The following is a 22,973-nucleotide window of genomic DNA, read 5'->3' as shown; positions in this document are numbered from 1 at the left end:
CCACGACCTCGACGAGACGCAGGGCAGATGCACACCGACCGCACCTCCTCCACCCGCTTCGCCGTACCCGTCGACGCCGCCCTGCGCGCCGCCGGCTGGCAATCCGGACGCTGGGACATCAAGCAGGCCGAGTACTGGGCCGACGCCCTGCGCGACCACGTCTCCCCCGCGGGCCACCGGCACACCGTCTTCCCCGCCGCCGTCGAGGCCTGGGCCGAATTCGGCGGACTCCACATCGCCCCCACCGGCCCCGGCCGCCAGGTCGCCCCTGCCACCCTGCACCTCGACCCGCTGCACGGCCTCCACATGGCCCGCACCCTCGGCGACCTCGGCCGCGCCCTCGGCACCGAGGTCTGCCCCCTCGGCGCCGAGACCGACAGCCGGTCCCTCGTCGCCATCGACACCGACGGCCGCGTCTACACCCTCGACCACACCGGCGACTGGTACCTCGGCCAGGACATCGACCAGGCCCTCTCCACCCTCATCGCCGGCACCGAACCCGTACGCCTCACCGCGAGCTAGCACCCACCGGGCCCTACGACGCCGGAATCACCGCCGACACCCGGAAACCCCCCGCGTCCGTCGGCCCGGACACAAACACCCCGCCCAGCGCCGAGACCCGCTCCTTCATCCCCACCAGCCCGTTCCCCCCGGACGGCAACCGCGCCGACGACGCCGCCTCCTCGGGCGGCTCGTTCTCCACCTGCATCGCGATCTCCGACCTCCGATGCGCCAGCCGCACATAGGTCTTCGCCCCGGCCGCGTGCTTGTGGACGTTCGTCAACGCCTCCTGCACCACCCGATACGCCGTCTGCTCGACCTCCGGCGCATACGACCGCTCGTCCCCCTCCACGGACAGATCCACCACCATCCCCGCGGCGGCCGACTGCCCGACCAGCTCCTCGATCTCCGCCAGACACGGCCCCTCGTCGTCGGCCGCCCGCGAAGCCGCCGCGGCCGCGGCCGCCCCCACCGCCGCCAGCGGCACCGACGCCGCACGCTCCCGCCGCTCGTCCCCGCCACTGCGCAGCACCCCGAGCATCTCCCGCAACTCGGTCAGCGCCTGCCGCCCCATGTCCCCCACCAGCGCGGCGTTCTTGACGGCCTTCTCGGGATCCTTCCGCGCCACCGCCTGCAACGCGGCGGCGTGCACGACCATCAGACTCACCCGGTGCGCGACCACGTCGTGCATCTCCCGGGCGATCCGGGTCCGCTCCTCGTTCCGGGCCCACTCGGCCCGCTCCTCCGCCCGCTCGGCGAGCAGCTGCAGCTCTCGCTCCAGGTCGTCCGCACGCTCCCGCAGGCTCTCCATCAGCCGCCGCCGGGCTCCCACATACAGCCCGAGCAGCACGGGAGGCGCCGTGAACCCCACCGACATCGTGATGGCGGCGAAGGGCACGAACCAGTCCCCGATGTCCAGGTCCCCCCGCGACATGTCCTGCCGCGTCTTCACGAACGTCACGATGAGCGTCCCCAGCAGCGACATCCCCGCCAGCGAGACGAGGATCCGCCGGGGCAACTCGCACGCGGCCAGCGTGTACAGGCCGACGATGCCCATCAGAAAGCCCATCTCGGCGGGCGTGATGGCAATGGAAACGAGCACGACGGCGATCGGCCACCGCCGCCGCACCAGCAGCACGGACCCGGCCAACAGCCCGAACACCACCCCCGCCGCCACCGGGATCCCCGCATCCCTGGCGAACGGAATGCCCTCGAACCCGCACTCCAGCGCGGACGCCACGGCCAGGCTCACATCGAACACGGCACTGCGCCGCCTGGCCCACCACCACGGCCCTCCCCGGGCCGTCACATGGTCTTCCCCCGTCGCGGTCATGCCCTCCAGCCTAAAGGCGCCCGCCGCCGGTTTTCCGGTGAGTTTCCCGGACTGGCCTACACCACACTCCGTGACCGTTCAGACGCAATACCACCCGATATCCCTCGAACTGCTGAATCGCTCACCGTTCGACCCCGGAACCTTCCATTCCACCCGGACGGTACGTGTATGACACATGCCCCTGGCAAATACGCCGACTTCGAGGACCTCCGGGAGCAGGCAGTCGCACTACGCCGCACAGGCCTGAGCCGCCGCCAGATCCGCGACCGACTGCACATCGACAACAACGACATCCTCAACCGCCTCCTGGAGGGCGAGCCACCCCCGGCCTGGACGAAGCGCCCGAACGCGAAGGACGACCTGAGGGAGAAGGCCAGGGAGCTCCGACTCCAGGGCTGGACGTACGACCAGATCCAGGTGGAGCTGGGCTGCTCGAAGAGTTCGATCTCACTGTGGGTACGGGACCTGCCGAAGCCTGAGCGCAAGCGCTCAACCGAGGAAGCTTCGGCTATCGCGAGGCGCGGCTGGGAAGCGACACTGCAACGGCGCGAGGAGGAACGGCAGCACACGAAGGCGGTCGCCCAGCAAGCAGTCGGCGACCTGACCGACCGGGAACTATTCCTGGCAGGAGTGGTCCTCTACTGGGCAGAGGGCGCCAAGGACAAGCCTTACAGCCGCCGCGAGCGACTCCTTTTCATCAACAGCGACCCGAACGTCATCAGCTTCTTCCTTCGCTGGCTGGACACGCTTGGCGTAGAACGGGACCGCCTGCGCTTCCGGGTGAGCATCCACGAGTCGGCCAATGTGCCGGAGGCCGAAGAGTTCTGGGCCGGACTCGTCGGCGTGGCACCAGCCACGTTCCAGAAGGCCACCCTCAAGAAGCACAACCCGAAGACAAGCCGCAAGAACACCTCGGAGGCATATCGCGGCTGCCTGATCGTTTACGTGATCAAGAGCGCCGACTTGTACCGTCGCATGGAAGGCGCCTGGTACGGCATAGTAGGAGGCGCCGCTCGGCGACCTGACTGAATGTCCGGTTTAGTCGAGATTATTCCCCCGTGGTGTAATTGGTAAGCACTGTGGCTTTTGGTGCCATCTGTCCGGGTTCGAGTCCTGGCGGGGGAGCACATGCTCAAGTTCGGGCCCTGGTCGGCGACAGCCGAGTCAGGGCCCACTCTCGTGTCCCCCATAAAACCCCCCGGTATCCTGCGGATGAAACCCCACCCCATCCACAGCCGAAGGGCATCCCGTGAGCGCCAACCGCCCGGCAGCCGTCGTCGTTCTCGCAGCGGGTGAGGGCACCCGTATGAAGTCGGCCACACCCAAGGTCCTGCATGAGCTCTGCGGCCGCAGTCTCGTCGGGCACGTGCTCGCCGCCGCGGGCGAGCTGCACCCCGAGAACCTGGTCGTCGTGGTCGGCCACGCCCGTGAGAAGGTCACCGCCCACCTCGGCGAGATCGCCCCCGCCGTCCGCACCGCCGTACAGGCCGAGCAGAACGGCACCGGGCACGCCGTACGGATGGGTCTCGAAGCACTCGGCGGGTCCGTCGACGGGACCGTCGTGGTGGTGTGCGGGGACACTCCGCTGCTCACCGGCGCGACCCTCGACGCCCTCGCCGCCACCCACTCCGCCGACGGCAACGCGGTCACCGTACTGACCGCCGAGGTGCCGGACGCGACCGGCTACGGCCGGATCGTCCGCGACGACACCGGCGCCGTGACCGCGATCGTGGAGCACAAGGACGCCACCGACGCGCAGCGGTCGATCCGTGAGATCAACTCGGGTGTGTTCGCGTTCGACGGTCAGTTGCTCGCCGACGCGCTGAAGAAGGTGCGCACGGACAACAGCCAGGGCGAGGAGTACCTGACCGACGTGCTCGGGATCCTGCGCGAGGCGGGGCACCGGGTCGGGGCCTCCGTGGCCGGCGACCACCGGGAGATCGCCGGGATCAACAACCGCGTGCAGCTCTCCGAGGCGCGCCGGATCCTCAACGACCGGCTGCTGACCGAGGCCATGCTCGCCGGTGTGACGGTCGTCGACCCGGCCACGACCTGGATCGACGTCACGGTGACCTTCGAGCAGGACGCCGTCGTGCACCCGGGCACCCAGCTGCACGGCTCGACGCATCTCGGCGAGGGCGCGGAGGTCGGGCCCAACTCCCGGCTGACCGACACCCGGGTCGGGGCGGGCGCGCGCGTGGACAACACCGTGGCCGTGAGCGCCGAGGTGGGTCCGGCCGCGTCGGTGGGGCCGTACGCGTACCTGCGTCCGGGGACGCGGCTGGGCGCCAGGGGCAAGATCGGGACGTACGTGGAGACGAAGAACGCCACGATCGGGGAGGGCACGAAGGTGCCTCATCTCTCCTATGTGGGTGACGCGACGATCGGTGAGCAGTCGAACATCGGTGCCGCGAGTGTGTTCGTGAACTACGACGGCCAGGAGAAGCACCACACGACCATCGGCTCTCACTGCCGTACGGGCTCGGACAACATGTTTGTGGCGCCTGTCACGGTGGGGGACGGTGCGTACACCGCGGCCGGGTCGGTGATCACGAAGGACGTACCGCCCGGTTCGCTGGCCGTGGCCCGTGGTCAGCAGCGGAATATCGAGGGTTGGGTGGCTCGAAAGCGTCCGGGGAGCGCGGCCGCGAAGGCGGCGGAGGCGGCTTCGCGGGAGTCGTCCGAGGAGGGCTGACCGGAAACCGGTGCCTCAAACACGGCGTACGGTGATAAGTGCACACCCGCACCCCCACCAGTTGAGACGCCCTCTCGCGAGCCGGCGACGAGGTCTCTCGACCCCAGATCGAAACCCCAGCTGCGACACCTCTGAGGAGACAGTGCTGTGACCGGGATCAAGACGACCGGCGAGAAGAAGTTGATGTTCTTCTCCGGCCGCGCCCACCCCGAGCTTGCCGAGGAGGTTGCCCACCAGCTGGGTGTCGGGGTCGTCCCGACGAAGGCCTTCGACTTCGCCAACGGTGAGATCTATGTGCGTTACCAGGAGTCGGCGCGTGGCGCCGACTGCTTCCTGATCCAGAGCCACACGGCTCCGATCAACAAGTGGATCATGGAGCAGTTGATCATGATCGACGCGCTGAAGCGCGCGTCGGCCCGGTCCATCACGGTCATCGTGCCTTTCTACGGTTACGCGCGGCAGGACAAGAAGCACCGCGGACGTGAACCGATTTCGGCGCGTCTGATCGCGGACATGATGAAGACGGCGGGTGCGGACCGCATTCTCACCGTCGACCTGCACACGGACCAGATCCAGGGCTTCTTCGACGGTCCGGTGGACCACCTGTTCGCGCTGCCGCTGCTGGCGGACTACGTGGGCCGGAAGGTGGACCGGGAGAAGCTGACGGTCGTGTCGCCGGACGCGGGCCGGGTCCGGGTCGCCGACCGCTGGTGCGACCGGCTGGGCGCGCCGCTGGCGATCGTGCACAAGCGGCGGGACAAGGACGTCGCGAACCAGGTCACCGTCCACGAGGTCGTGGGTGAGGTGAAGGGTCGCGTGTGTGTCCTGGTGGACGACATGATCGACACCGGTGGGACGATCTGTGCCGCTGCCGACGCGCTGTTCGCGCACGGTGCGGAGGACGTGATCGTGACGGCGACGCACGGTGTGCTGTCGGGTCCGGCGGCTGACCGGCTGAAGAACTCGCGGGTGAGCGAGTTCGTGTTCACGAACACCTTGCCGACGCCGGGTGAGCTGAGCGGGGACCTGGACAAGATCTCGGTGCTGTCGATCGCGCCGACGATCGCGAGCGCGGTGCGTGAGGTGTTCGAGGACGGTTCGGTGACGAGCCTGTTCGACGAGCAGTAGGGGCTTCCCGGGGTTCTGCCCGGGGTTCCTGTAGATCGTTTTGGGTGCGGCCTCCCTGGCCGAGTAGACTGCTGCAGTTGCTCGGCGAGGGAGGCCGTTTCCCGTTGTGGGATGCGGTGCTCCGTTATCGACGCGCTCTTCGTAGCAGGCCGTTCGTGGCCGGGTGACCACGTCCGTACCTGACTTCGAGGAGTGATTATGTCCGAGGTGAAGATCTCCGCCGCGACGCGCACCGAGTTCGGCAAGGGTGCCGCGCGCCGTATCCGTCGTGAAGACAAGGTTCCGGGTGTCCTGTACGGGCACGGTTCGGACCCGCTGCACGTGACCCTGCCGGGCCACGACCTGCTGATGGCGCTGCGTACGCCGAACGTCCTGATCGCGCTGGACATCGACGGCAAGACCAAGGAGCTGGCGATTCCGAAGGCCGTGCAGCGTGACCCGCTGAAGGGCTTCCTGGAGCACGTCGACCTGCTGCTGGTGAAGCAGGGCGAGCGCGTCAACGTCGACATCTACGTCCACACCGAGGGCGAGCTGGCCCCGGGTGGCTTCCTGCTGGAGCACGTGCTGAACGCGCTGCCGGTCGAGGCCGAGGCCACGCACATCCCGGAGTCCGTGACGGTCTCCATCGAGGGCCTGTCCGCCGGTGACTCGATCCTGGCCAAGGACATCACGCTGCCGAAGGGCACGACGCTGGCCGTCGAGGAGGACACCGTCGTCCTTCAGGTGCTGGCCGCGCAGGCCGAGGAGGCCCCGGAGGGCGAGGAGGCCGCTGAGGAAGAGGCCGCCGAGGCCTGATCCTCTTCGTCGTCGTTTCGTCGGCCGCTGTTCCGGTGCGGAGCAGCGGCCGACGCGTATGAAGGAGACATGGACGTGACGACCGATGCCGCCGCTCCCTGGCTGATCGTGGGGCTGGGCAATCCGGGGCCGGAGTACGCCGGTAACCGGCACAACGTGGGCTTCATGGTGGCCGATCTGCTGGCGGATCGTGTCGGGGGGAGGTTCAAGCGGGCGGGGAAGGCTCAGGCGCAGGTGATCGAGGGCCGGATCGGGCCGCCCGGGCCGGCGAACCGGCGGGTGATTCTGGCGAAGCCGATGTCGTACATGAACCTGTCGGGCGGGCCGGTGAACGTGCTGCGGGACTTCTACAAGGTTCCGGTCGCGCATGTGGTGGCGATCCATGACGAGTTGGACATCGACTACGGGACCCTGCGGCTGAAGCTGGGTGGCGGGGACAACGGGCACAACGGTCTGAAGTCGATGACGAAGGCGTTCGGGGCGGACTATCACCGGGTGCGGTTCGGGATCGGCCGGCCGCCGGGGCGGATGCCGGTGGCGGACTTCGTGCTGAAGGACTTCTCCTCGACGGAGCGCAAGGAGCTGGACTACTTCGTGGACCGGGCGGCGGACGCGGTGGAGTGTCTGGTGATCGAGGGGCTGGAGCGGGCGCAAGGTACGTACAACTCCTGACTTGTCACCCCGGGGAGTTGACCGGCCGTGCGGGTATGGCCAATGATCCCGGCCATGCCCCCCACTGCCACCGCCTCTCACCAGAGCTCTCATGCCGTGCTGCGGTTCGGACGGTTCGCGGCGATGGGTACGGTCGCCGCGCTGATCCTGATCGCGGGTGTGTGGGCGTCGTGGGGTACGGCGCAGCATGTGATGCTGACGAAGGGCCGGGAGAGCGGCACGGTCGATGTGAAGCGGTGCGGGCCGGACACGTGCACGGGTGCGTTCACGCCGTTGTCTGAGGGTGCGCAGCCGCGGCCGAGGGTCGAGCTGGAGAAGTCCGTCGCGGTGGAGAAGGGCCGGACCTACACGGTGGTCCTGAAGCCCGGCAGTGATCACGCGGTCCGTTCGGGCCCGGCGGGGATTCTGTACGCGTGGATTCCGCTGGGCGGTGCGCTGTTGCTGGCGTCGGTCGTGGTGGCGGGCGGGCTGTTGCGGACGCGGGTGGCCTGGGTGCTGGCGCTGTCGGGGGTGGCGTTGCTGACGGCGGCTTTCGTGACCCTCTGAGGGTTTCGACGGTGGTCAGCGGGTCGACTGGCGCGTCGACGCCATCCCCTGGGCGGACTGCGAGGACGAGCAGGAGCCGGGCGCCCCGCAGGGGGTTGCCGGCGGCGACCTCGCGGTGACGGGCGGCGGGGCTCCGGTGGGTCTGCTGTCCGGTGTGGCGGCGGTGCTGGTCGGGTTCGGCGGGTTCCTGGTGTTCCGGCGCCGGGGGCTCGGTCGCGGCTGACGTGGAACGCGACGTGCCCCCGAGCCTGTACGGGCTCGGGGGCACGGTCGTGTCCGGGGAGCGGCTCAGCCGGTGTTGCGCAGGCCCGCTGCCACGCCGTTGACGGTGAGGAGCAGGGCGCGGGCGAGCAGCGGGTCGGGCTGTTCGGCTGCGCCGACGGCGTCGCGCTGCCGCTTGAGCAGGGCGACCTGGAGGTAGGAGATGGGGTCGAGGTAGGCGTCGCGGATGGCGAAGGTCTGCTTGAGGACGGGCGCGGCGTCGAGGAGTTCGGCCTCGCCGGTCACGCGCAGTACCTCACGCACGGTCAGTTCGTGCTCGGCCTTGATGGTGTCGAAGACGTGCTTGAGCTCGTCGGGGACGAGGGTGTCGACGTAGTGCTGGGCGATCCGCAGGTCGGTCTTGGCCAGGGTCATCTCGACGTTGGAGATGAAGTTGCGGAAGAAGTGCCACTGTCCGTGCATCTCGTCGAGGACGGTGTCCAGTCCGGCCTCGCGCAGTGCCTTGAGGCCGGAGCCGACGCCGAACCAGCCGGGCACGATCTGCCGGGACTGGGTCCAGCCGAACACCCACGGGATGGCCCGCAGCCCGTCGAGGCCGGCGCCGGTGTCCGGGCGGCGTGAGGGGCGGGAGCCGAGGTGGAGGTCGGCGAGCTGGTCGACGGGCGTGGAGGCGAAGAAGTACGCCGGGAGGTCGGGGTCCTCGACGAGCCTGCGGTAGGCGGCCTCGGCGGCCTCGGAGACGACGTCCATCGCGGCGTCCCAGCGGGCCAGGGCCTCGTCCGACTGGCGCGGGGCGGTGTGCAGGGCGGATGCCTGCAGGGTGGCCGCGACGCTCAGTTCCAGGTTCTCCCTGGCCAGGGCCGGGATGAGGTACTTGTCGGAGATGACCTCGCCCTGCTCGGTCACCTTGATCTCGCCCTCCAGGGTGCCCCAGGGCTGGGCGAGGATGGCGTCGTGGGTGGGGCCGCCGCCACGGCCGACGGTGCCGCCGCGGCCGTGGAAGAGCCGGAGCCGGACGCCGTAGCGGTGGGCTACGTCGCGCAGGCGGCGCTGGGCGCGGTGGATCTCCCACTGGCTGGTGGTGATGCCGCCGAACTTGGAGGAGTCGGAGTAGCCGAGCATGACCTCCTGGACGTCGCCCCGCAGCGCCACGAGCCTGCGGTAGGACGGGTCGGAGAGCATGTCCTCCAGGATGGTGTCGGCGGCCTTGAGTTCGTCCGTGGTCTCCAACAGCGGCACGATGCCGATCTTGGCCCAGCCGGCGTGCAGGTCGATGAGGCCGGCCTCGCGGGCGAGGACGGCGGCGGCGAAGACGTCGTCGGCGCCCTGGCACATGGAGATGATGTACGACTCGATGACCTCGGGTCCGAAGACCTCCAGGGCCTTCTTCACGGTCTGGAAGACGCCGAGGGTCTTCTCGCCGGGCGCGTCGACGGGCGCCGGGGTGGGCGCGAGGGGGCGGCGGGAGCGCAGCTCCTTGGCGAGCAGCCTGGCGCGGTAGTCGCGGGGCATGTCCGCGTACCGCCAGGACTCCTCGCCGAGCCGGTCGAAGAGCTGGCCGAGGGCGTGGTGGTGGGCGTCCGCGTGTTCGCGTACGTCCATGGTGGCGAGCTGGAGGCCGAAGGCGGCGAGGGTGCGGATGGTGCGGGCGAGGCGGCCGTCGGCGAAGAGGCCGCCGCGGTGCTCGCGCAAGGAGCTCTGGATGATCCGCAGGTCGTCGAGGAGCTGGCTGGTGCCGAGGTAGTCGCGGCCCGGGACGTGTGCGGTGCCCTTGGCGAGGCGCTTCTTGGTGTTCTCCAGCTTCTGCCGGATGCAGGTGGCCTTGAGCCGGTAGGGCTCCTCGGCGTTGAGGCGCTTGTAGCGGGGGCTGATCTCGGGGAGGTTGTCCAGGTCGGTCTGGAGGGAGGTCAGCAGTTCCTCGGTGGCGCCGGCGTAGCGGATGGAGTTGGACAGGAAGCCGCGCAGCTCGTCGATCGTCTCGAGGGCGTCGTTGATGCCGTGCTCGTGCTGGAGGATGAGGACGTCCCAGGTCACCTGGGGGGTGACGTTCGGGTTGCCGTCGCGGTCGCCGCCGATCCAGGTGCCGAAGGTGAGCGGGCGGGTGTCGTCGGGGAGCTTGACCCCGGCGCGCTCCAGCTCGGCGGTGAGGTCCTCCAGGACGTCGCCGACGGCGTTGGCGTGCAGTTCGTCCAGGTAGTAGATGGCGTTGCGGGCCTCGTCGGCGGGCTCGGGGCGGACGACGCGCAGTTCGTCGGTCTGCCAGACGAGGTCGATGTTCTCGGCCAGCCGGATGTCGAGACGGCGGCGGTCGGACTCGATGACGGGGGTGTCGAGGAGTGCGGCGACGCGCCGGAGCTTGTTCAGGACCGACCGGCGCGCGGCCTCGGTCGGGTGGGCCGTGAACACGGGACGAATATTGAGGTTCCGGACCGTCTCGCGCAGGTGATCGGGATCGGCGTCCTTGAGCCGGTCGGCCGTACGGGCGAGCAGTCCGCCCTCGGCGGCGCGCCGGGCCCGCAGCTCGCGGCCGCGGTGGACCTGCTCGGTGACGTTGGCCAGGTGGAAATAGGTGGAGAACGCGCGGACCAGCTTGGCCGCGGTCTGCAGTTCCGTGCCGCGTAGCAGCTCGGCGGCGGCCTCGCCGTCCTCACGGGTGAGGCGGCGGACCTTCTCGACGAGTTCCAGGAGCTCAGGGCCCTCTTGCCGGACAAGGGTCTCTCCGAGGAGGTCACCCAGCCGGCGGATGTCGGCACGCAGCTCACTGCTCGTCGTCGTGGTCTGGTCGTCGGCACTGCTCACAGGTGCGGCTCCTTGCAGTGTTGAAGCTCGTCTGGGAGGGGAACCCGGACGGCGTCTCGCGCGGCGTGCGCCGCATACGGGCCGGACATCCGGGAAGAAATCAGAGCGGACCGCGCTGTCCGACCGACTCCAGGATAGGTGTCGGCGGGGACGCGCAGGCTCTCGGGCTCTTGCCGCCGGGCGGCGCACTGCCATACTTACGATGCCGTAGGTTACGGAACCGTAGGAAGCCCTGCGGGGTTCCCGTGGCCCGGCACCCCCTTCTCCCTCCTCATACCCCCCAGGGGACGCGTATGACCAGTAGTTCCGACGTGATCGAGGACGCCCCCGAGGCACCCGGTCAGGCCACCGACGCCGCAGCCCCCTCCGCCACGCTGGGCGGCGAGCAGAAGCGGTCCATCGAGCAGATCACCCTCCTCCTCTTCATCGCCGTCCCGTTCCTCGCGCTGCTGGCGGCCGTGCCGCTGGCGTGGGGCTGGGGGGTGAGCTGGCTGGACATCGGTCTGCTGGTGTTCTTCTACTACCTGGGGTGCCACGGCATCACGATCGGCTTCCATCGCCACTTCACGCACGGTTCCTTCAAGGCGAAGCGGCCGTTGAAGATCGCGCTGGCCATCGCGGGTTCCATGGCGGTCGAGGGCCCCCTGGTCCGCTGGGTGGCCGATCACCGCAAGCACCACAAGTTCTCCGACGCGGAGGGCGACCCGCACTCGCCGTGGCGTTTCGGCGAGACGGTCCCGGCCCTGATGAAGGGTCTGTGGTGGGCGCACATCGGATGGATGTTCGACGAGGAGCAGACTCCGCAGGACAAGTACGCCCCGGACCTGATCAAGGACAAGACGCTCCGCGCGATCTCCCGCCAGTTCGTCCTGTGGACGGCCCTGTCCCTGGCGCTCCCGCCGCTGATCGGCGGCCTGGTCACGATGTCCTGGTGGGGCGCCTTCACGGCGTTCTTCTGGGGTTCCCTCGTCCGGGTGGCCCTGCTGCACCATGTGACGTGGTCGATCAACTCGATCTGCCACGCGGTCGGCAAGCGCCCCTTCAAGTCGCGCGACCGGTCGGGCAACGTGTGGTGGCTAGCGGTGCTGTCTTGCGGCGAGTCCTGGCACAACCTGCACCACGCCGACCCCACCTCCGCACGGCACGGGGTAATGCGCGGCCAGCTGGACTCCTCCGCCCGGCTGATCCGCTGGTTCGAGATGGCCGGCTGGGCGTACGACGTGCGCTGGCCGTCACGCTCGCGTATCGATTCGCGCCGTAACGACGCGGAAGGCGGCTCCCGGCGCGGGAAGGAGCCCGTCGAGGCGGCATGATGGTCGCTGTGGCGACCGACTCGAGCAGCACCCCCAGCAATGACAAGCCGCGGCGAGCGCGTCGCACTCGGATGACCGGTGCCGAGCGCCGCCAACAGCTGCTGGAGATCGGTCGCACGCTCTTCGCCGCGAAGGGGTTCGAGGGCACGTCGGTGGAGGAGATCGCGGCGAAGGCCGGGGTCTCCAAGCCGGTGGTGTACGAGCACTTCGGCGGCAAGGAGGGGCTGTACGCGGTGGTCGTGGACCGTGAGATGCGGTGTCTGCTGGACATGGTGACGAGTTCCCTCACGGCCGGTCACCCTCGCGAACTCTGCGAACAGGCGGCCTTCGCCCTCCTCGACTACATCGAGGAGTACACGGACGGCTTCCGCATCCTGGTCCGGGACTCCCCCATCCCCCAGTCGACGGGCTCCTTCGCCTCCTTGATCTCGGACATCGCCACCCAGGTCGAGGACATCCTCGGCAAGGAGTTCAAGAGCCGCGGCTTCGACCCCAAGCTGGCCCCGCTGTACGCCCAGGCCCTGGTCGGCATGGTCGCCCTGACCGGTCAGTGGTGGCTGGACGTACGCAAGCCGAAGAAGGCCGAGGTGGCCGCCCACCTGGTGAACCTGGCGTGGCACGGCCTGGACGGCCTGGAGCCCAAGCCGCACCTGATAGGGCGCCGCAAGGCCTAGCCGCCCGCCCCCTGTGTTTCAGCCCTCCTTCCGTGCCACGGCGAACACCCGGCGGAAGGGGAACGGCGTGCCGTGCGCGCCCTCCGGGTATGCCTCGCGCAGGGCGGCCCGGTACTCGGTGACGAAGCCCTCCCGCGCCTCGGGGTCGTCGGCGAGGGCGGTCAGCACCGGCCGCAGGCCGGTCCCCTTCACCCAGTCCAGCACCGGGTCCTGGCCCTGGAGCAGATGGATGTACGTCGCCTCCCACACGTCGGCGGTGCAGCCGAGGGCGGTGAGGTGCTCCAGGTAGGCCTCGGGTGCGAGGACGGCGTCGGCGTGGCGCAGGGTGTCGGCGAGCCGGTCGCGCCAGCGCGGGGAACCGGCGAGTTCGCGCATGAGCCGGTGGCTGGGGGCGTCGAAGTTCCCGGGCACCTGGAAGGCGAAGGTGCCGGCCGGTTTCAGCCCGGCCACCCAGTCGGCGAACCGCTCGGCATGCCCCGGCACCCACTGCAGCGTGGCGTTACTGATGATCAGGTCGTACGGCTCGGCCGGCGCCCAGGTGCGCACGTCGGCGTGAGCGAATTCGATGCGCCCCCCGCCCTTCGTGGGCCCCTGGTGATCGACGTGGGCCTTGTCGAGCATCTCGGGCGAGTTGTCGTAGCCGGTGATCCGGGCGGTGGGCCAGCGATCGGCGAGCAGCGTGGTGACGTTGCCGGGGCCGCAGCCGAGGTCGGCGATACGGGGTGCGCCGCCGGGCAGGTCGGGGACGCGGGCGAGGAGGTCGGCGAAGGGGCGGGCGCGGTGGCCGGCGTGGCGGAGGTACTGGGCGGGGTCCCAGGTGGGGACGGCAGCGGGCATGGAGTCCTCCGGATGTCCTGGTGGGTGACCGTCAGGGACGCGAGACGCGGGACGCACACCCACCGTGACACCGCAGGTATCTCGACGTCAAGAAAATGGACGTCAAGAGACTCTACGTCGACACAACCACTACACTGATCGCCATGGAGGACGAGGTCGACCGGCTGGTCGCAGCATGGCGCCGGGAGCGCCCGGACCTCGACGTGGAACCGCTCGAGGTGCTCAGCCGTGTGAGCAGACTGGCCCGGCATCTGGACCGGGCGCGTCGGCTGGCCTTCTCGGAGCACGGCCTGGAGCCGTGGGAGTTCGACGTCCTGACGGCCCTGCGCCGTGCGGGCACGCCGTATCAGCTCTCTCCGGGGCAGCTCCTCACCCAGACCCTGGTCACATCGGGCACGATGACGAACCGCATCGACCGCCTGGCGAAGAAGGGCCTGGTGGAACGCCTCCCCGACCCCAGTGACCGCCGAGGCGTCCTGGTCCGGCTGACGGACGAGGGCAGGGACCGCGCGGACCAGGCCCTGGCGGGACTGCTGGACCAGGAGCGCGCGATCCTCGCCGAGCTCTCCCGGGCCCAGCGCGGCGAACTGGCGGGGCTGCTACGCCAGCTGACCGCCCCGTTCGACAACATCCCCGGCTAGGTCGACGGGTCCGACCCCGGCCCGCCGGGCCAGGGCGACGGCGGCGAGCGTGGAGTGCACGCCCAGCTTGCCCAGCACGTTCTGCATATGGGTCCGCACGGTGTGCGGCGACAGGTACAGCCGCTCGGCGACGGCCTTCCTGCCCAGCCCGGCGACCATGCACCGCAGCACTTCCCGCTCCCGCGGCGTCAGCGACTCGACCAGCCGCTCGCTCTCGGTGCGGTGCTTGCGCGCGGCGGTGAGCTCCCGCAGTACGCCGGTGAGCAGGGCGGGCGGCAGATGGGTCTCGTCGCGCAGCACCCCGCGGATGACGGTCAGCAGCCGGGACAGCGAACAGTCCTTCGCCACCCACCCGGAGGCCCCGGCCTGCAGGGCGAGCGCCGCCCGCCGCGGGTCGTCCTTCTCGGCGAGCACGACGGTCCGTACGTTCGGCTGCGCGGACCGCACGCCCGTGACGAGGGAGATCCCGTCGACGAGACCGTCCTCGTTGCCTTCCTGCACCGGTACGGCCGGCCGTATGCCGGGCACCATGCCGCCCAAATCGGCGTCCACGAGCAGCACGTCGAAGCGCCGCCCCTCGGCGACCGCCCGCTCCAGGCTGCGCAGCGCGGCGGGACCGCTGCCGGCCGCGGAGACGTCGACGTCGGGCTCGGCGGCCAGGGCCGCGGCGAGTGACTCGGCGAAGATGCGATGGTCGTCGACGACCAGGACTCGGATGCGAACCACGTAACCCCCTTCCCCAAGCTCCTGAGAGCAGGGGATTCCCCATCGTCGGAACACGAACCCGCACGGGTACGACGCCGGAGTGCCCGGCCGCTGCGCATGTCCGTCCGTCTCGCAGCGGTCTGGCCGGGTTGCCGCAGCCGCACGGCCGCCGCCGTGCAGAAACCGGTACCCCCACTCCGGGCGTCGTACCCGGCTGTCTCGCCCCCTGATCGGCACCGGCCCCCACCGGTGCTGTTCATCAGGGTACGGCCGGGGGCCGGGAGCGGAAGGTTATTTGCAGAACTGATTGTCCAGCGCGTTTATGGTGTGCCGCATGTTCCGTCTTGAGACAGAAGTCGACAAGGCCCGACGTGATCTGCTCCGCACGCGCCTGCGGGAAGCGAACACAAACGCCTCTCCGATCCTGCGAGCCCTGCGCGGAACCCCGGACGAAAGGGACGTCCCGTTGCACGTGTGGGCTGTGAACGACCCGGACGACGAACTGGTCGGCGGCCTCGTCGGCTACACCTGGGCGACCTGGCTCCACGTCACCTACCTCTGGGTCGACGAACGCCACCGCGGCACGGGCCTCGGCACCGCCCTGCTCCACGAGGCGGAACGCATCGCCTCCAAACACCGCGGCTGCCTCTCGTCGCGCCTGGAGACATGGGACTTCCAGGCCCCGCGGTTCTACGAGAAGCAGGGGTACGAGGTGGTCTGCGTGGTCCCGGACTATCCGCCGGGCATCACGGAGTACACGCTGACGAAGAGACTGGGCTGACGACCGAGTTGCCGTCGCGGTTCGGCCCCTCGATAGCGTGGGGGCGCTTGAGTTGTCCCCCCACTTTCAACGGGAGCACCAGTGAATCGCCCCGCTCGGCTTGTGACAGCCGCGCTCACCGCATCCGCGGCCTTGCTGCTGACCGCCTGTGGCTCGGGGGGAGGTGACGAGTCGTCCTCCGACAAGATCGCGGGAGCGGACTCGGCTGAGAAGCCGTCAGCTTCGCCGTCGGTGTCCGCGTCGGCGGATGGGATCGATCGGCCGGAGATCAAGCTGCCGAGTGACATGAAGAACGTCTTCGAGGACCGGCAGACCGGAGACCCTCAGAAGGACGCCATCCTCGCCGACAACGAACGGGCCGTCAGCACTGTCGATCAGGCCATGGCCCATGGCGACTTGAAGAAGTCCGGCATCGCCTTCTACTACACGGACAGCGCGATGGTAGGTGTCTACAACTACGCGAAGGACAACATCGCCAGGAAGTCGAGCTGGGCCGGCACCCTGCGCTACTTCGACCGCCAGGTGACGGTGTTCGACAAGACCTCAGCGGCGGTGACGTACTGCACGGACGAGAGCAACGCGAACGTCAAGGACCTCAAGACCAACAAGGTGAATGTGGTCGAGACCTCTCCTGAGAGCTACGTCTACTACAACACCGGCGTCAAGAAGAACAAAGAAGGCGTGTGGCAGATCTGGAGCCTCCACGAGGATCGCGGGGCAAAGAGGTGCCAGCCTTGACGCGACGCGCTGCGCTCGCAGCCCTTACCTCCGCGCTGTTCATCCTCGGTATGGACACGGCTGTCGCTGGAGGCGTCGCCAGTAACGGATCCCGGGACGTCGAGAAGTCCGGTGACGCCTCAGGACGGCTGCTGCAGTCGAATGTCTCCTTCAATGTGGAGGGCGCAGCACCTTCGAAGGAGAGCGGTCCCGTCACCTCCACCGCCGTGGACTGGGAGCCGCCGCCCTGTTGGTACGAGCCGTACTGGAAGGCCGAGAACTTCAAGAAGGTCCGCGAGGCCCAGTGGTCGATGTACGAGTCCCTCGGCGGTGATCCCAAGGACAACGCGGATGAGAGAGCACGCTACAAGGGAGGCCGCCCCTACAAGGACTTCAACGTCGCCAAGAACGACGAGGGCATGTGGTGGGTGGCCGTCAAGAACCCGAAGGTGGAGGGCGACCCTGCCGCCGCCAGCTGCAAGCGCAAGCCCTTCTGGGTGGACAACGGCAAGGCCCCCGACGTCCCCCAGGCCATCGACACCGAGACGCTCGCCGGGCTCGCGCATCAGCGGACCGTCGTGCCCCCGACCAAGATCTCCCTGGCCCCGAACGGCAAGTCCACGGTGAACGCCCCCACCTGGATCTGGCTGGACAAGGGCGCCTTCAAACCGGTCTCGGTCACGGCGAGTCTGCCGGGCACCGGGCTGTGGGCGACCACGACCGCCAAGCCGGTGAGTCTGCACATCGATCCGGGGACGGAGGACGCGGAGAGCCTGCCGGCGTCCGGCGAGTGCGGGATCAACGACGACGGTTCGATCGGCGACGTACGCCAGGGGCAAGGCGGAGCTGACGCCTCCGTGCGGGGTGCGGTACCTGCGGTCGTCGGGAGACGGCTCATACGCCCTCAATGCGACGCTGACCTGGGAGATCTCCTGGGAAGGCTCGGGCGGCACGGGTGGAGACCTGCCCAACGGCACCTTCGCCACGACCACCCAGGTGCCGGTCCAGGAGTACCAGGCCGTCAACCGCTGAAGCCCCCGGAGAACGAGTCGGGCGCCCTTCCTCTGTGAGGTGAGGGCGCCCGGCGCATGTGGGGAGGTCAGCGCAGGCGGCGTGCACCCGCCGACGGGACCGCTTCGAAGACCCGAGGTGTCGTGAAGCCCGCCGTTGCGAAGGCTTCTGTCACCGCCTTGGTGAGGGCGTCGACGTCCGTCTCCTCCGCCAGGACGATCGCCGAGCCGCCGAAGCCGCCGCCGGTCATGCGGGCGCCCAGGGCGCCGGAGGCGAGGGCCGTGTCGACGACCAGGTCGAGTTCGGGGCAGGAGATGCGGAAGTCGTCGCGGAGGGAGGCGTGGCCCTCGACCAGGATGGGGGCGATCGCGCGGGTGTCGTCGCCCGATTCCAGGAGCGAGACCACCCGTTCGACGCGCTCGTTCTCCGTGACGATGTGGCGGACCAGGCGGCGGACCTCCTCCTCGTCGCCGAGGCGGGTCAGCGCCGCGTCCAGTTCGTCGTAGGGGACGTCCCGGAGCGCGTTGACGCCCAGCAGGGCCGCGCCCTTCTCACAGCCCGCGCGGCGCTTGCCGTACTCGCCCTCGCTGTGGGAGTGCTTGACCTGCGTGTCGACCACGAGGAGGCGCAAGCCCTCGGCCGCCAGGTCGAACGGGATCTGCTTCTGGGAGAGGTCGCGGGTGTCGAGGAAGAGCGCGTGCCCCGCCTCGCAGCACGCCGACGCCGTCTGGTCCATGATGCCGACCGGGGCCCCGACGTAGACGTTCTCCGCGCGCTGGCACAGGCGGGCCAGTTGCCAGCCGCGCAGGCCGAGCGAGAACAGGTCGTTCAGGGCCAGTGCCACCACCACCTCCAGGGCCGCCGAGGAGGAGAGGCCCGCGCCCGAGGGGACCGTGGAGGAGAGGTGGATGTCCGCGCCCGTGACCGCGTGGCCGGCCTCGCGCAGGGCCCAGACCACGCCAGCCGGGTACGCCGTCCAGTTCTTGTCCGACTCGGGGGACAGGTCGTCGAGGCTCAGCTCGGCCACTCCGCCCTCCACGTCCGCCGAGTGCAGGCGCAGGACGCCGTCCTCGCGGCGGGACACCGCCGCCACCGCCCTGTGCGGCAGGGCGAACGGCATGACGAAGCCGTCGTTGTAGTCGGTGTGCTCGCCGATGAGGTTGACGCGGCCCGGTGCCGCCCATACCCCGTGCGGTTCGGCGCCGTACAGCTCGCTGAACCGTGCGGCGACCGTCTCCGCCACAGCCTCGCTCATGCCTGTCCCCTGACCCTTCCGTACCTTCAGTTGCCGCGTCGCTGCGCGAAGTCCCACGCGTCGGCGACGATTCCCTCGAGATCCGCGCGGGACGGGTTCCAGCCCAGCTTCTCGCGGGCCGTGGCGGCCGAGGCCACCAGGACCGCCGGGTCGCCGCCCCGGCGGGGGGCGACCACTTCCGGGATCGGGTGGCCGGTCACGCTGCGGACCGTCTCGATGACCTCGCGGACCGAGAAGCCGTTGCCGTTGCCGAGGTTGCAGATGAGGTGCTCGCCGGGGGTGGCGGCCCGCAACGCCAGCAGGTGGGCCTCCGCGAGGTCCGCCACGTGGATGTAGTCGCGCACGCAGGTGCCGTCCGGCGTCGGGTAGTCGTCGCCGAAGACGGAGATCGCCTCGCGCCTGCCCTGCGCGACCTGGAGGACCAGCGGGATCAGGTGGGACTCGGGGTCGTGGCGCTCGCCGTGCTCGCCGTAGGCGCCCGCCACGTTGAAATAGCGCAGCGAGACCGCGCCCAGGCCGTGCGCCGCCGCCTCGCCGGTGATCATGTGGTCGACCGCGAGCTTCGTGGCGCCGTACGGGTTGGTCGGGGACGTGGGCGCCGACTCGACGATCGGGACCTGCTCCGGCTCGCCGTACGTCGCGGCCGTGGAGGAGAAGACGAGCCTGGTCACACCCGCCTCGCGCATCGCGGCCAGCAGGGCCATGGTGCCGGCGACATTGTTGTCCCAGTACTTCTCCGGCTTCGCGACCGACTCGCCGACCTGCGAGAACGCGGCGAAGTGCAGAACGCCGTCGTACGAGGAGTCCAGCCATTTGGCGGCATCGCGGATGTCGCCCTCGATGAAGGTGACGCCCGCCGGGACGCCCTCACGGAAGCCCGTGGAGAGGTTGTCCAGGACGACGACCTCGTGGCCCGCCTCCAGCAGGTGCTGGGCGACGACGCTGCCGACGTAGCCCGCACCGCCTGTCACCAGGTACTTCCCGCTCATGAACTCGCTACCTCTCGCAATCGCTCGGCCGCGCGCTCCGGCGGCACGTCGTTGATGAACACGTTCATGCCGGACTCGGAACCCGCGAGGAACTTCAGCTTGCCGGAAGTGCGGCGGATGGTGAAAAGCTCGAGGTGAAGCGCGAAGTCCTCACGCACGACCCCGTCGAACTCCTCCAGCGCGCCGAAAGGTGCCTGGTGCCAGGCCGCGATGTACGGCGTCGGAGGCTCGTTCTCACCGAAGATCCGGTCGAAGCGCCTCAAGAGTTCCAGATAGACCTTGGGGAACTCTGTGCGCGCGCCCTCGTCCAGCGCGAGCAGGTCGGGCACGCGGCGCTTGGGGTACAGGTGGACCTCGTACGGCCAGTGCGCGGCGTAGGGCACGAATGCCACCCAGTGTTCACCCTCCAGGATGACTCGCTCGTCGGCGAGTTCACGCTCCAGGACGGCGTCGAAGAGGTTCTCCCCGCCCGTCATCTCCTTGTGGGTCGCGACGGAGCGGAGCATCAGGGCGGTGCGCGGGGTGGTGAAGGGGTAGGCGTAGATCTGCCCGTGCGGGTGCTGGAGGGTCACGCCGATCTCGGCTCCGCGGTTCTCGAAGCAGAAGACCTGTTCGACGGAGGGGAGATGGGACAGCTCCGACGTACGGTCCGTCCACGCCTCCAGCACCAGGCCCGCCTGCTCCTCGGAGAGGCCGGCGAAGGAGACGTCGTGGTCGGAGGTGAAGCAGACGACCTCGCAGCGGCCCGAGTCGCCGGCCAGCGAGGGGAAGCGGTTCTCGAACACGACGACGTCGTACGACGAGTCCGGGATCTCGCTCAGCCGGTCGCCCTCGGAGGGGCACAGCGGGCATTCGTCGGCCGGCGGGTGGTAGGTACGGCCCTGGCGGTGCGAGGCGATGGCTACGGAGTCGCCGAGCAGGGGGTCGCGGCGGACCTCGGACGTCGTGACGGTGCGGTCCAGCGGGCGGCGGTCGGCCACGTCACGCACGCTGTCGTCGCGCAGGTCGTAGTAGATGAGCTCGCGACCGTCGGCCAGCCGGGTCGAGGTCTTCTTCACGCCGGACTCCTCATCCTTCAAACATAACCAAACATATCAAAACACGAGTCCCCTCAAGCGTCAACATCACAATCCAACAAAGAGCATCATCGGAAGTGTTCAACAACTGAACGCGGAGGCGTAGATTCCGCGGCGTATCGGTTCACGCAACGAAGCGAGGGCTCATGCAGACCCCCACATATCTGTCAGCCGAGCTGCGACTCCCCACCAACTGGCTCGACTACACGCTCCTCGGCATCTACTTCGTCGTCGTCCTCGGCATCGGCTTCGCCGCCCGCCGTTCGGTGAAGACGAGTCTCGACTTCTTCCTCTCCGGCCGTTCCCTGCCCGCCTGGGTCACCGGTCTGGCCTTCATCGCCGCCAACCTGGGCGCCACCGAGATCCTGGGCATGGCCGCCAACAGCGCGCAGTACGGCGTCTACACCACGCACTGGTACTGGATCGGGGCCATCCCGGCCATGGTCTTCCTGGGCCTGGTGATGATGCCCTTCTACTACGGCTCCAAGGTCCGCTCGGTCCCCGAGTTCCTGCTTCTGCGCTTCGACAGGTCGGCCCACCTGCTGAGCTCGATCCTCTTCGCATTCGCCGCGATCCTCATCGCCGGCGTCAACCTCTACGCCCTGGCCATCGTCGTCGAGGCACTGCTGGGCTGGCCGGAGTGGGTGGCGATCGTCGTGGCCGGCTTCTTCGTCCTCGCCTACATCACCCTCGGCGGCCTGTCCTCGGCGATCTACAACGAGGTCCTGCAGTTCTTCGTCATCCTCGCCGCGCTCATCCCGATCGCGGTCCTCGGCCTGAAGAAGGTGGGCGGCTGGGACGGCCTGTCCGACTCCCTCACCGAGTCACGCGGCGCCGACTTCATGACGTCCTGGGGCGGTACGGGCATCGGCAGTGACAACCCGCTGGGGGCGAACTGGCTGACGATCGTCCTGGGCCTCGGCTTCGTCCTCTCCTTCGGCTACTGGACGACGAACTTCGCCGAGGTGCAGCGCGCCCTGTCCGCCAAGAACCTCTCGGCGGCCCAGCGCACACCGCTCATCGCCGCGTTCCCGAAGATCTTCATCGTGTTCCTGGTGATGATCCCGGGTCTGGTGGCCGCCGTCCTGGTCCCCAAGATCGGCACCTCCGGCTCGGACCTCCAGTACAACGACGCGATCCCGTACCTCATGGCGCAGCTGCTGCCGAACGGGGTGCTGGGCATCGCCGTCACCGGCCTCCTCGCGGCGTTCATGGCGGGTATGGCGGCGAACGTGTCGTCGTTCAACACGGTGTTCACGACGGACATCTGGGCGAAGTACGTGGTCCGTGGCCGCGAGGACGAGTACTACGTACGCTTCGGCCGCCTCATCACCGCGATCGGCGTCCTCGCCTCCATCGGCACGGCGTTCCTGGCGAGGTCCTTCTCGAACATCATGGCCTATCTGCAGACCCTCTTCTCCTTCTTCAACGTGCCGATGTTCGTCGTCTTCATCATCGGCATGTTCTGGAAGCGGGCGTCGATGAAGTCGGGCTTCTGGGGGCTGCTCGTGGGCACCACCGCCGCGATGATCAACTACTTCGTCCTCTACAAGCAGGACATCGTCGACATCCCCTCCGACCAGGGCGCCAACTTCGTCTCGGCGATCGCGGGATTCGTCGCGGGCGCGGTCGTCATGGTGGCGGTGTCGCTCTTCACCGCGCCGAAGCCCGCCGAGGAACTCCAGGGGCTGGTCTACGGCACGACCTCGCCGGGCATGGCGGAACCGCCGGCGCCGGGGGACGAGGCCTGGTATCGCAAGCCGGCGCTGCTCGGCTGGGGCGCGATCGTGCTGGCCGCGGCCTGCTACATCCCGTTCTCGTTCTGACCGTTCCCGTTCCGACCGAGGGAGGATTGACCTATGTCCGAGTTCTACTCCGACAAGGACGTGCAGCGGGAAGTCACCGAGCTGCAGGGCAAGTCGGCGACGGCTGCGCGGTTGTTCGACATCCGGCGCATCATCGGCGGGCTGTTCGTGGTGTACGGCGTGATCGTGACGATCGCGGGGTTCACGGCGTCCGATGCCGACATCGACAAGGCGGAGGGCGTCAACATCAACCTGTGGACCGGGCTCGGCATGCTGCTGCTCGGTGTGTTCTTCCTGGCCTGGCTGAAGCTGAGGCCTGCGGCGCCGCCGCCTCCGGGGGTTGAGCCGGAGGAGGACGAGCGGGTGGAGTAGCCCTGCGTTATCCGGTACACGGCGTTGGTGCCGGGGCCGGGTGGGCCCGCAACCCGGCGTAGCGGGGTGCCGCTGCGCCCACCCGTGCCGCCCCCAGCGGCACGCA

General features: G+C 69.1%; 22 protein-coding genes and 1 tRNA gene. 16 read left to right on the top strand and 7 right to left on the bottom strand.

What is annotated here, in order from left to right:
* Nucleotides 1-27: 27 nt before the first annotated feature.
* Nucleotides 28-522 carry an SUKH-3 domain-containing protein gene (locus ACWIF2_RS30570; protein WP_454364053.1) on the top strand — a complete coding sequence of 165 codons (495 nt, stop codon included), beginning with the start codon at nucleotides 28-30 and terminating at the stop codon, nucleotides 520-522.
* A gap of 13 nt (nucleotides 523-535) precedes the next feature.
* Here the strand turns inward: ACWIF2_RS30570 and ACWIF2_RS30565 are convergent, their stop codons facing one another.
* A complete protein-coding gene (locus ACWIF2_RS30565) occupies nucleotides 536-1,834 on the bottom strand; it encodes a sensor histidine kinase (protein WP_454364052.1) in 1,299 nt (432 codons plus the stop codon).
* A 168-nt stretch (nucleotides 1,835-2,002) separates the two neighbouring features.
* Here ACWIF2_RS30565 and ACWIF2_RS30560 point away from each other — a divergent pair, with 168 nt between their 5' ends.
* The 7 genes from ACWIF2_RS30560 to ACWIF2_RS30530 all read left to right on the top strand — a co-directional run bounded on the left by ACWIF2_RS30560 (nucleotide 2,003) and on the right by ACWIF2_RS30530 (nucleotide 7,670).
* Nucleotides 2,003-2,863 carry a hypothetical protein gene (locus ACWIF2_RS30560; protein ID WP_454364051.1) on the top strand — a complete coding sequence of 287 codons (861 nt, stop codon included), beginning with the start codon at nucleotides 2,003-2,005 and terminating at the stop codon, nucleotides 2,861-2,863.
* Between the two features lie 23 nt (nucleotides 2,864-2,886).
* A tRNA-Gln gene (locus tag ACWIF2_RS30555) sits at nucleotides 2,887-2,959 on the top strand.
* A 124-nt stretch (nucleotides 2,960-3,083) separates the two neighbouring features.
* A complete protein-coding gene (gene glmU / locus ACWIF2_RS30550; RefSeq protein WP_454364050.1) occupies nucleotides 3,084-4,529 on the top strand; it encodes a bifunctional UDP-N-acetylglucosamine diphosphorylase/glucosamine-1-phosphate N-acetyltransferase GlmU in 1,446 nt (481 codons plus the stop codon).
* A gap of 147 nt (nucleotides 4,530-4,676) precedes the next feature.
* The gene (locus ACWIF2_RS30545; RefSeq protein ID WP_215120928.1) at nucleotides 4,677-5,657 is read left to right on the top strand and encodes a ribose-phosphate diphosphokinase; all 981 of its coding nucleotides are present in this window, start codon (nucleotides 4,677-4,679) and stop codon (nucleotides 5,655-5,657) included.
* Nucleotides 5,658-5,855: 198 nt separating this feature from the next.
* Nucleotides 5,856-6,452: a 50S ribosomal protein L25/general stress protein Ctc gene (locus tag ACWIF2_RS30540; protein ID WP_454364049.1), complete on the top strand. Its 597-nt coding sequence runs from the start codon at nucleotides 5,856-5,858 to the stop codon at nucleotides 6,450-6,452.
* A 69-nt stretch (nucleotides 6,453-6,521) separates the two neighbouring features.
* Nucleotides 6,522-7,124: an aminoacyl-tRNA hydrolase gene (pth, locus tag ACWIF2_RS30535; RefSeq protein ID WP_454364048.1), complete on the top strand. Its 603-nt coding sequence runs from the start codon at nucleotides 6,522-6,524 to the stop codon at nucleotides 7,122-7,124.
* 42 nt (nucleotides 7,125-7,166) lie between these two features.
* Nucleotides 7,167-7,670, top strand: a complete 504-nt coding sequence (locus ACWIF2_RS30530) for a hypothetical protein (protein WP_454364062.1) — start codon at nucleotides 7,167-7,169, stop codon at nucleotides 7,668-7,670.
* Nucleotides 7,671-7,958: 288 nt separating this feature from the next.
* On the opposite strand, the gene ppc is transcribed toward ACWIF2_RS30530, so the two are convergent.
* Nucleotides 7,959-10,691 (bottom strand): phosphoenolpyruvate carboxylase, encoded by a 2,733-nt coding sequence (gene ppc, locus ACWIF2_RS30525; RefSeq protein WP_454364047.1) that lies wholly within the window; start codon nucleotides 10,689-10,691, stop codon nucleotides 7,959-7,961.
* A 293-nt stretch (nucleotides 10,692-10,984) separates the two neighbouring features.
* On the opposite strand from ppc, the gene ACWIF2_RS30520 reads away from it, so the two are divergent.
* Complete coding sequence (locus ACWIF2_RS30520; protein ID WP_454364046.1) at nucleotides 10,985-12,004, top strand: acyl-CoA desaturase; 1,020 nt, start codon at nucleotides 10,985-10,987, stop codon at nucleotides 12,002-12,004.
* Nucleotides 12,001-12,678 (top strand): TetR/AcrR family transcriptional regulator, encoded by a 678-nt coding sequence (locus ACWIF2_RS30515; RefSeq protein ID WP_454364045.1) that lies wholly within the window; start codon nucleotides 12,001-12,003, stop codon nucleotides 12,676-12,678. The genes ACWIF2_RS30520 and ACWIF2_RS30515 overlap by 4 nt, the downstream gene beginning before the upstream one ends.
* An 18-nt stretch (nucleotides 12,679-12,696) precedes the next feature.
* Here ACWIF2_RS30515 and ACWIF2_RS30510 read toward each other — a convergent pair whose 3' ends face one another.
* Nucleotides 12,697-13,515 carry a trans-aconitate 2-methyltransferase gene (locus tag ACWIF2_RS30510; protein WP_454364044.1) on the bottom strand — a complete coding sequence of 273 codons (819 nt, stop codon included), beginning with the start codon at nucleotides 13,513-13,515 and terminating at the stop codon, nucleotides 12,697-12,699.
* Between the two features lie 143 nt (nucleotides 13,516-13,658).
* On the opposite strand from ACWIF2_RS30510, the gene tamR reads away from it, so the two are divergent.
* Entirely contained in the window at nucleotides 13,659-14,156 is a 498-nt protein-coding gene (gene tamR, locus ACWIF2_RS30505; protein WP_030242768.1) for a MarR family transcriptional regulator TamR, read from the top strand.
* Here the strand turns inward: tamR and ACWIF2_RS30500 are convergent.
* The gene (locus tag ACWIF2_RS30500; protein WP_454364043.1) at nucleotides 14,115-14,882 is read right to left on the bottom strand and encodes a LuxR C-terminal-related transcriptional regulator; all 768 of its coding nucleotides are present in this window, start codon (nucleotides 14,880-14,882) and stop codon (nucleotides 14,115-14,117) included. The genes tamR and ACWIF2_RS30500 overlap by 42 nt on opposite strands.
* 301 nt (nucleotides 14,883-15,183) lie before the next feature.
* Between ACWIF2_RS30500 and ACWIF2_RS30495 the strand changes: the two genes are divergently transcribed.
* The 3 genes from ACWIF2_RS30495 to ACWIF2_RS30485 all read left to right on the top strand — a co-directional run bounded on the left by ACWIF2_RS30495 (nucleotide 15,184) and on the right by ACWIF2_RS30485 (nucleotide 17,429).
* The gene (locus tag ACWIF2_RS30495) at nucleotides 15,184-15,642 is read left to right on the top strand and encodes a GNAT family N-acetyltransferase (protein WP_454364060.1); all 459 of its coding nucleotides are present in this window, start codon (nucleotides 15,184-15,186) and stop codon (nucleotides 15,640-15,642) included.
* 285 nt (nucleotides 15,643-15,927) lie between these two features.
* A complete protein-coding gene (locus ACWIF2_RS30490; protein ID WP_454364042.1) occupies nucleotides 15,928-16,380 on the top strand; it encodes a hypothetical protein in 453 nt (150 codons plus the stop codon).
* Complete coding sequence (locus ACWIF2_RS30485; RefSeq protein WP_454364041.1) at nucleotides 16,377-17,429, top strand: hypothetical protein; 1,053 nt, start codon at nucleotides 16,377-16,379, stop codon at nucleotides 17,427-17,429. Before ACWIF2_RS30490 ends, ACWIF2_RS30485 begins: the two co-directional genes overlap by 4 nt.
* Nucleotides 17,430-17,458: 29 nt before the next feature.
* Here the strand turns inward: ACWIF2_RS30485 and galK are convergent, their stop codons facing one another.
* The 3 genes from galK to galT are packed head-to-tail and all read right to left on the bottom strand — an operon-like array spanning nucleotide 17,459 to nucleotide 20,672.
* Entirely contained in the window at nucleotides 17,459-18,625 is a 1,167-nt protein-coding gene (gene galK / locus ACWIF2_RS30480) for a galactokinase (RefSeq protein WP_454364040.1), read from the bottom strand.
* 26 nt (nucleotides 18,626-18,651) lie between these two features.
* Entirely contained in the window at nucleotides 18,652-19,614 is a 963-nt protein-coding gene (gene galE / locus ACWIF2_RS30475; protein WP_454364039.1) for a UDP-glucose 4-epimerase GalE, read from the bottom strand.
* Nucleotides 19,611-20,672: a galactose-1-phosphate uridylyltransferase gene (galT, locus tag ACWIF2_RS30470; protein WP_454364038.1), complete on the bottom strand. Its 1,062-nt coding sequence runs from the start codon at nucleotides 20,670-20,672 to the stop codon at nucleotides 19,611-19,613. Before galT ends, galE begins: the two co-directional genes overlap by 4 nt.
* Nucleotides 20,673-20,836: 164 nt before the next feature.
* Here galT and ACWIF2_RS30465 point away from each other — a divergent pair, with 164 nt between their 5' ends.
* Together ACWIF2_RS30465 and ACWIF2_RS30460 are read left to right on the top strand one after the other, a co-directional pair.
* Complete coding sequence (locus ACWIF2_RS30465) at nucleotides 20,837-22,516, top strand: sodium:solute symporter family protein (RefSeq protein WP_454364037.1); 1,680 nt, start codon at nucleotides 20,837-20,839, stop codon at nucleotides 22,514-22,516.
* A gap of 33 nt (nucleotides 22,517-22,549) precedes the next feature.
* Nucleotides 22,550-22,867, top strand: a complete 318-nt coding sequence (locus ACWIF2_RS30460) for a hypothetical protein (RefSeq protein ID WP_454364036.1) — start codon at nucleotides 22,550-22,552, stop codon at nucleotides 22,865-22,867.
* The last annotated feature ends 106 nt before the right edge of the window (nucleotides 22,868-22,973 follow it).

Source organism: Streptomyces sp. NPDC055506 (genome assembly GCF_053643595.1).
This window is presented reverse-complemented; position numbering and strand designations above follow the sequence as displayed.

Bases quoted from the DNA above. Each gene is read 5' to 3' on its own strand.
- ACWIF2_RS30570 (WP_454364053.1), top strand. From the start codon at position 28: ATGCACACCGACCGCACCTCCTCCACCCGCTTCGCCGTACCCGTCGAC.
- ACWIF2_RS30565 (WP_454364052.1), bottom strand. From the start codon at position 1,834: ATGACCGCGACGGGGGAAGACCATGTGACGGCCCGGGGAGGGCCGTGG.
- ACWIF2_RS30560 (WP_454364051.1), top strand. From the start codon at position 2,003: ATGACACATGCCCCTGGCAAATACGCCGACTTCGAGGACCTCCGGGAG.
- ACWIF2_RS30540 (WP_454364049.1), top strand. From the start codon at position 5,856: ATGTCCGAGGTGAAGATCTCCGCCGCGACGCGCACCGAGTTCGGCAAG.
- pth (WP_454364048.1), top strand. From the start codon at position 6,522: ATGGACGTGACGACCGATGCCGCCGCTCCCTGGCTGATCGTGGGGCTG.
- ACWIF2_RS30530 (WP_454364062.1), top strand. From the start codon at position 7,167: ATGATCCCGGCCATGCCCCCCACTGCCACCGCCTCTCACCAGAGCTCT.
- ACWIF2_RS30520 (WP_454364046.1), top strand. From the start codon at position 10,985: ATGACCAGTAGTTCCGACGTGATCGAGGACGCCCCCGAGGCACCCGGT.
- ACWIF2_RS30515 (WP_454364045.1), top strand. From the start codon at position 12,001: ATGATGGTCGCTGTGGCGACCGACTCGAGCAGCACCCCCAGCAATGAC.
- ACWIF2_RS30510 (WP_454364044.1), bottom strand. From the start codon at position 13,515: ATGCCCGCTGCCGTCCCCACCTGGGACCCCGCCCAGTACCTCCGCCAC.
- tamR (WP_030242768.1), top strand. From the start codon at position 13,659: ATGGAGGACGAGGTCGACCGGCTGGTCGCAGCATGGCGCCGGGAGCGC.
- ACWIF2_RS30495 (WP_454364060.1), top strand. From the start codon at position 15,184: ATGGTGTGCCGCATGTTCCGTCTTGAGACAGAAGTCGACAAGGCCCGA.
- ACWIF2_RS30490 (WP_454364042.1), top strand. From the start codon at position 15,928: ATGAAGAACGTCTTCGAGGACCGGCAGACCGGAGACCCTCAGAAGGAC.
- galK (WP_454364040.1), bottom strand. From the start codon at position 18,625: ATGAGCGAGGCTGTGGCGGAGACGGTCGCCGCACGGTTCAGCGAGCTG.
- galE (WP_454364039.1), bottom strand. From the start codon at position 19,614: ATGAGCGGGAAGTACCTGGTGACAGGCGGTGCGGGCTACGTCGGCAGC.
- ACWIF2_RS30465 (WP_454364037.1), top strand. From the start codon at position 20,837: ATGCAGACCCCCACATATCTGTCAGCCGAGCTGCGACTCCCCACCAAC.
- ACWIF2_RS30460 (WP_454364036.1), top strand. From the start codon at position 22,550: ATGTCCGAGTTCTACTCCGACAAGGACGTGCAGCGGGAAGTCACCGAG.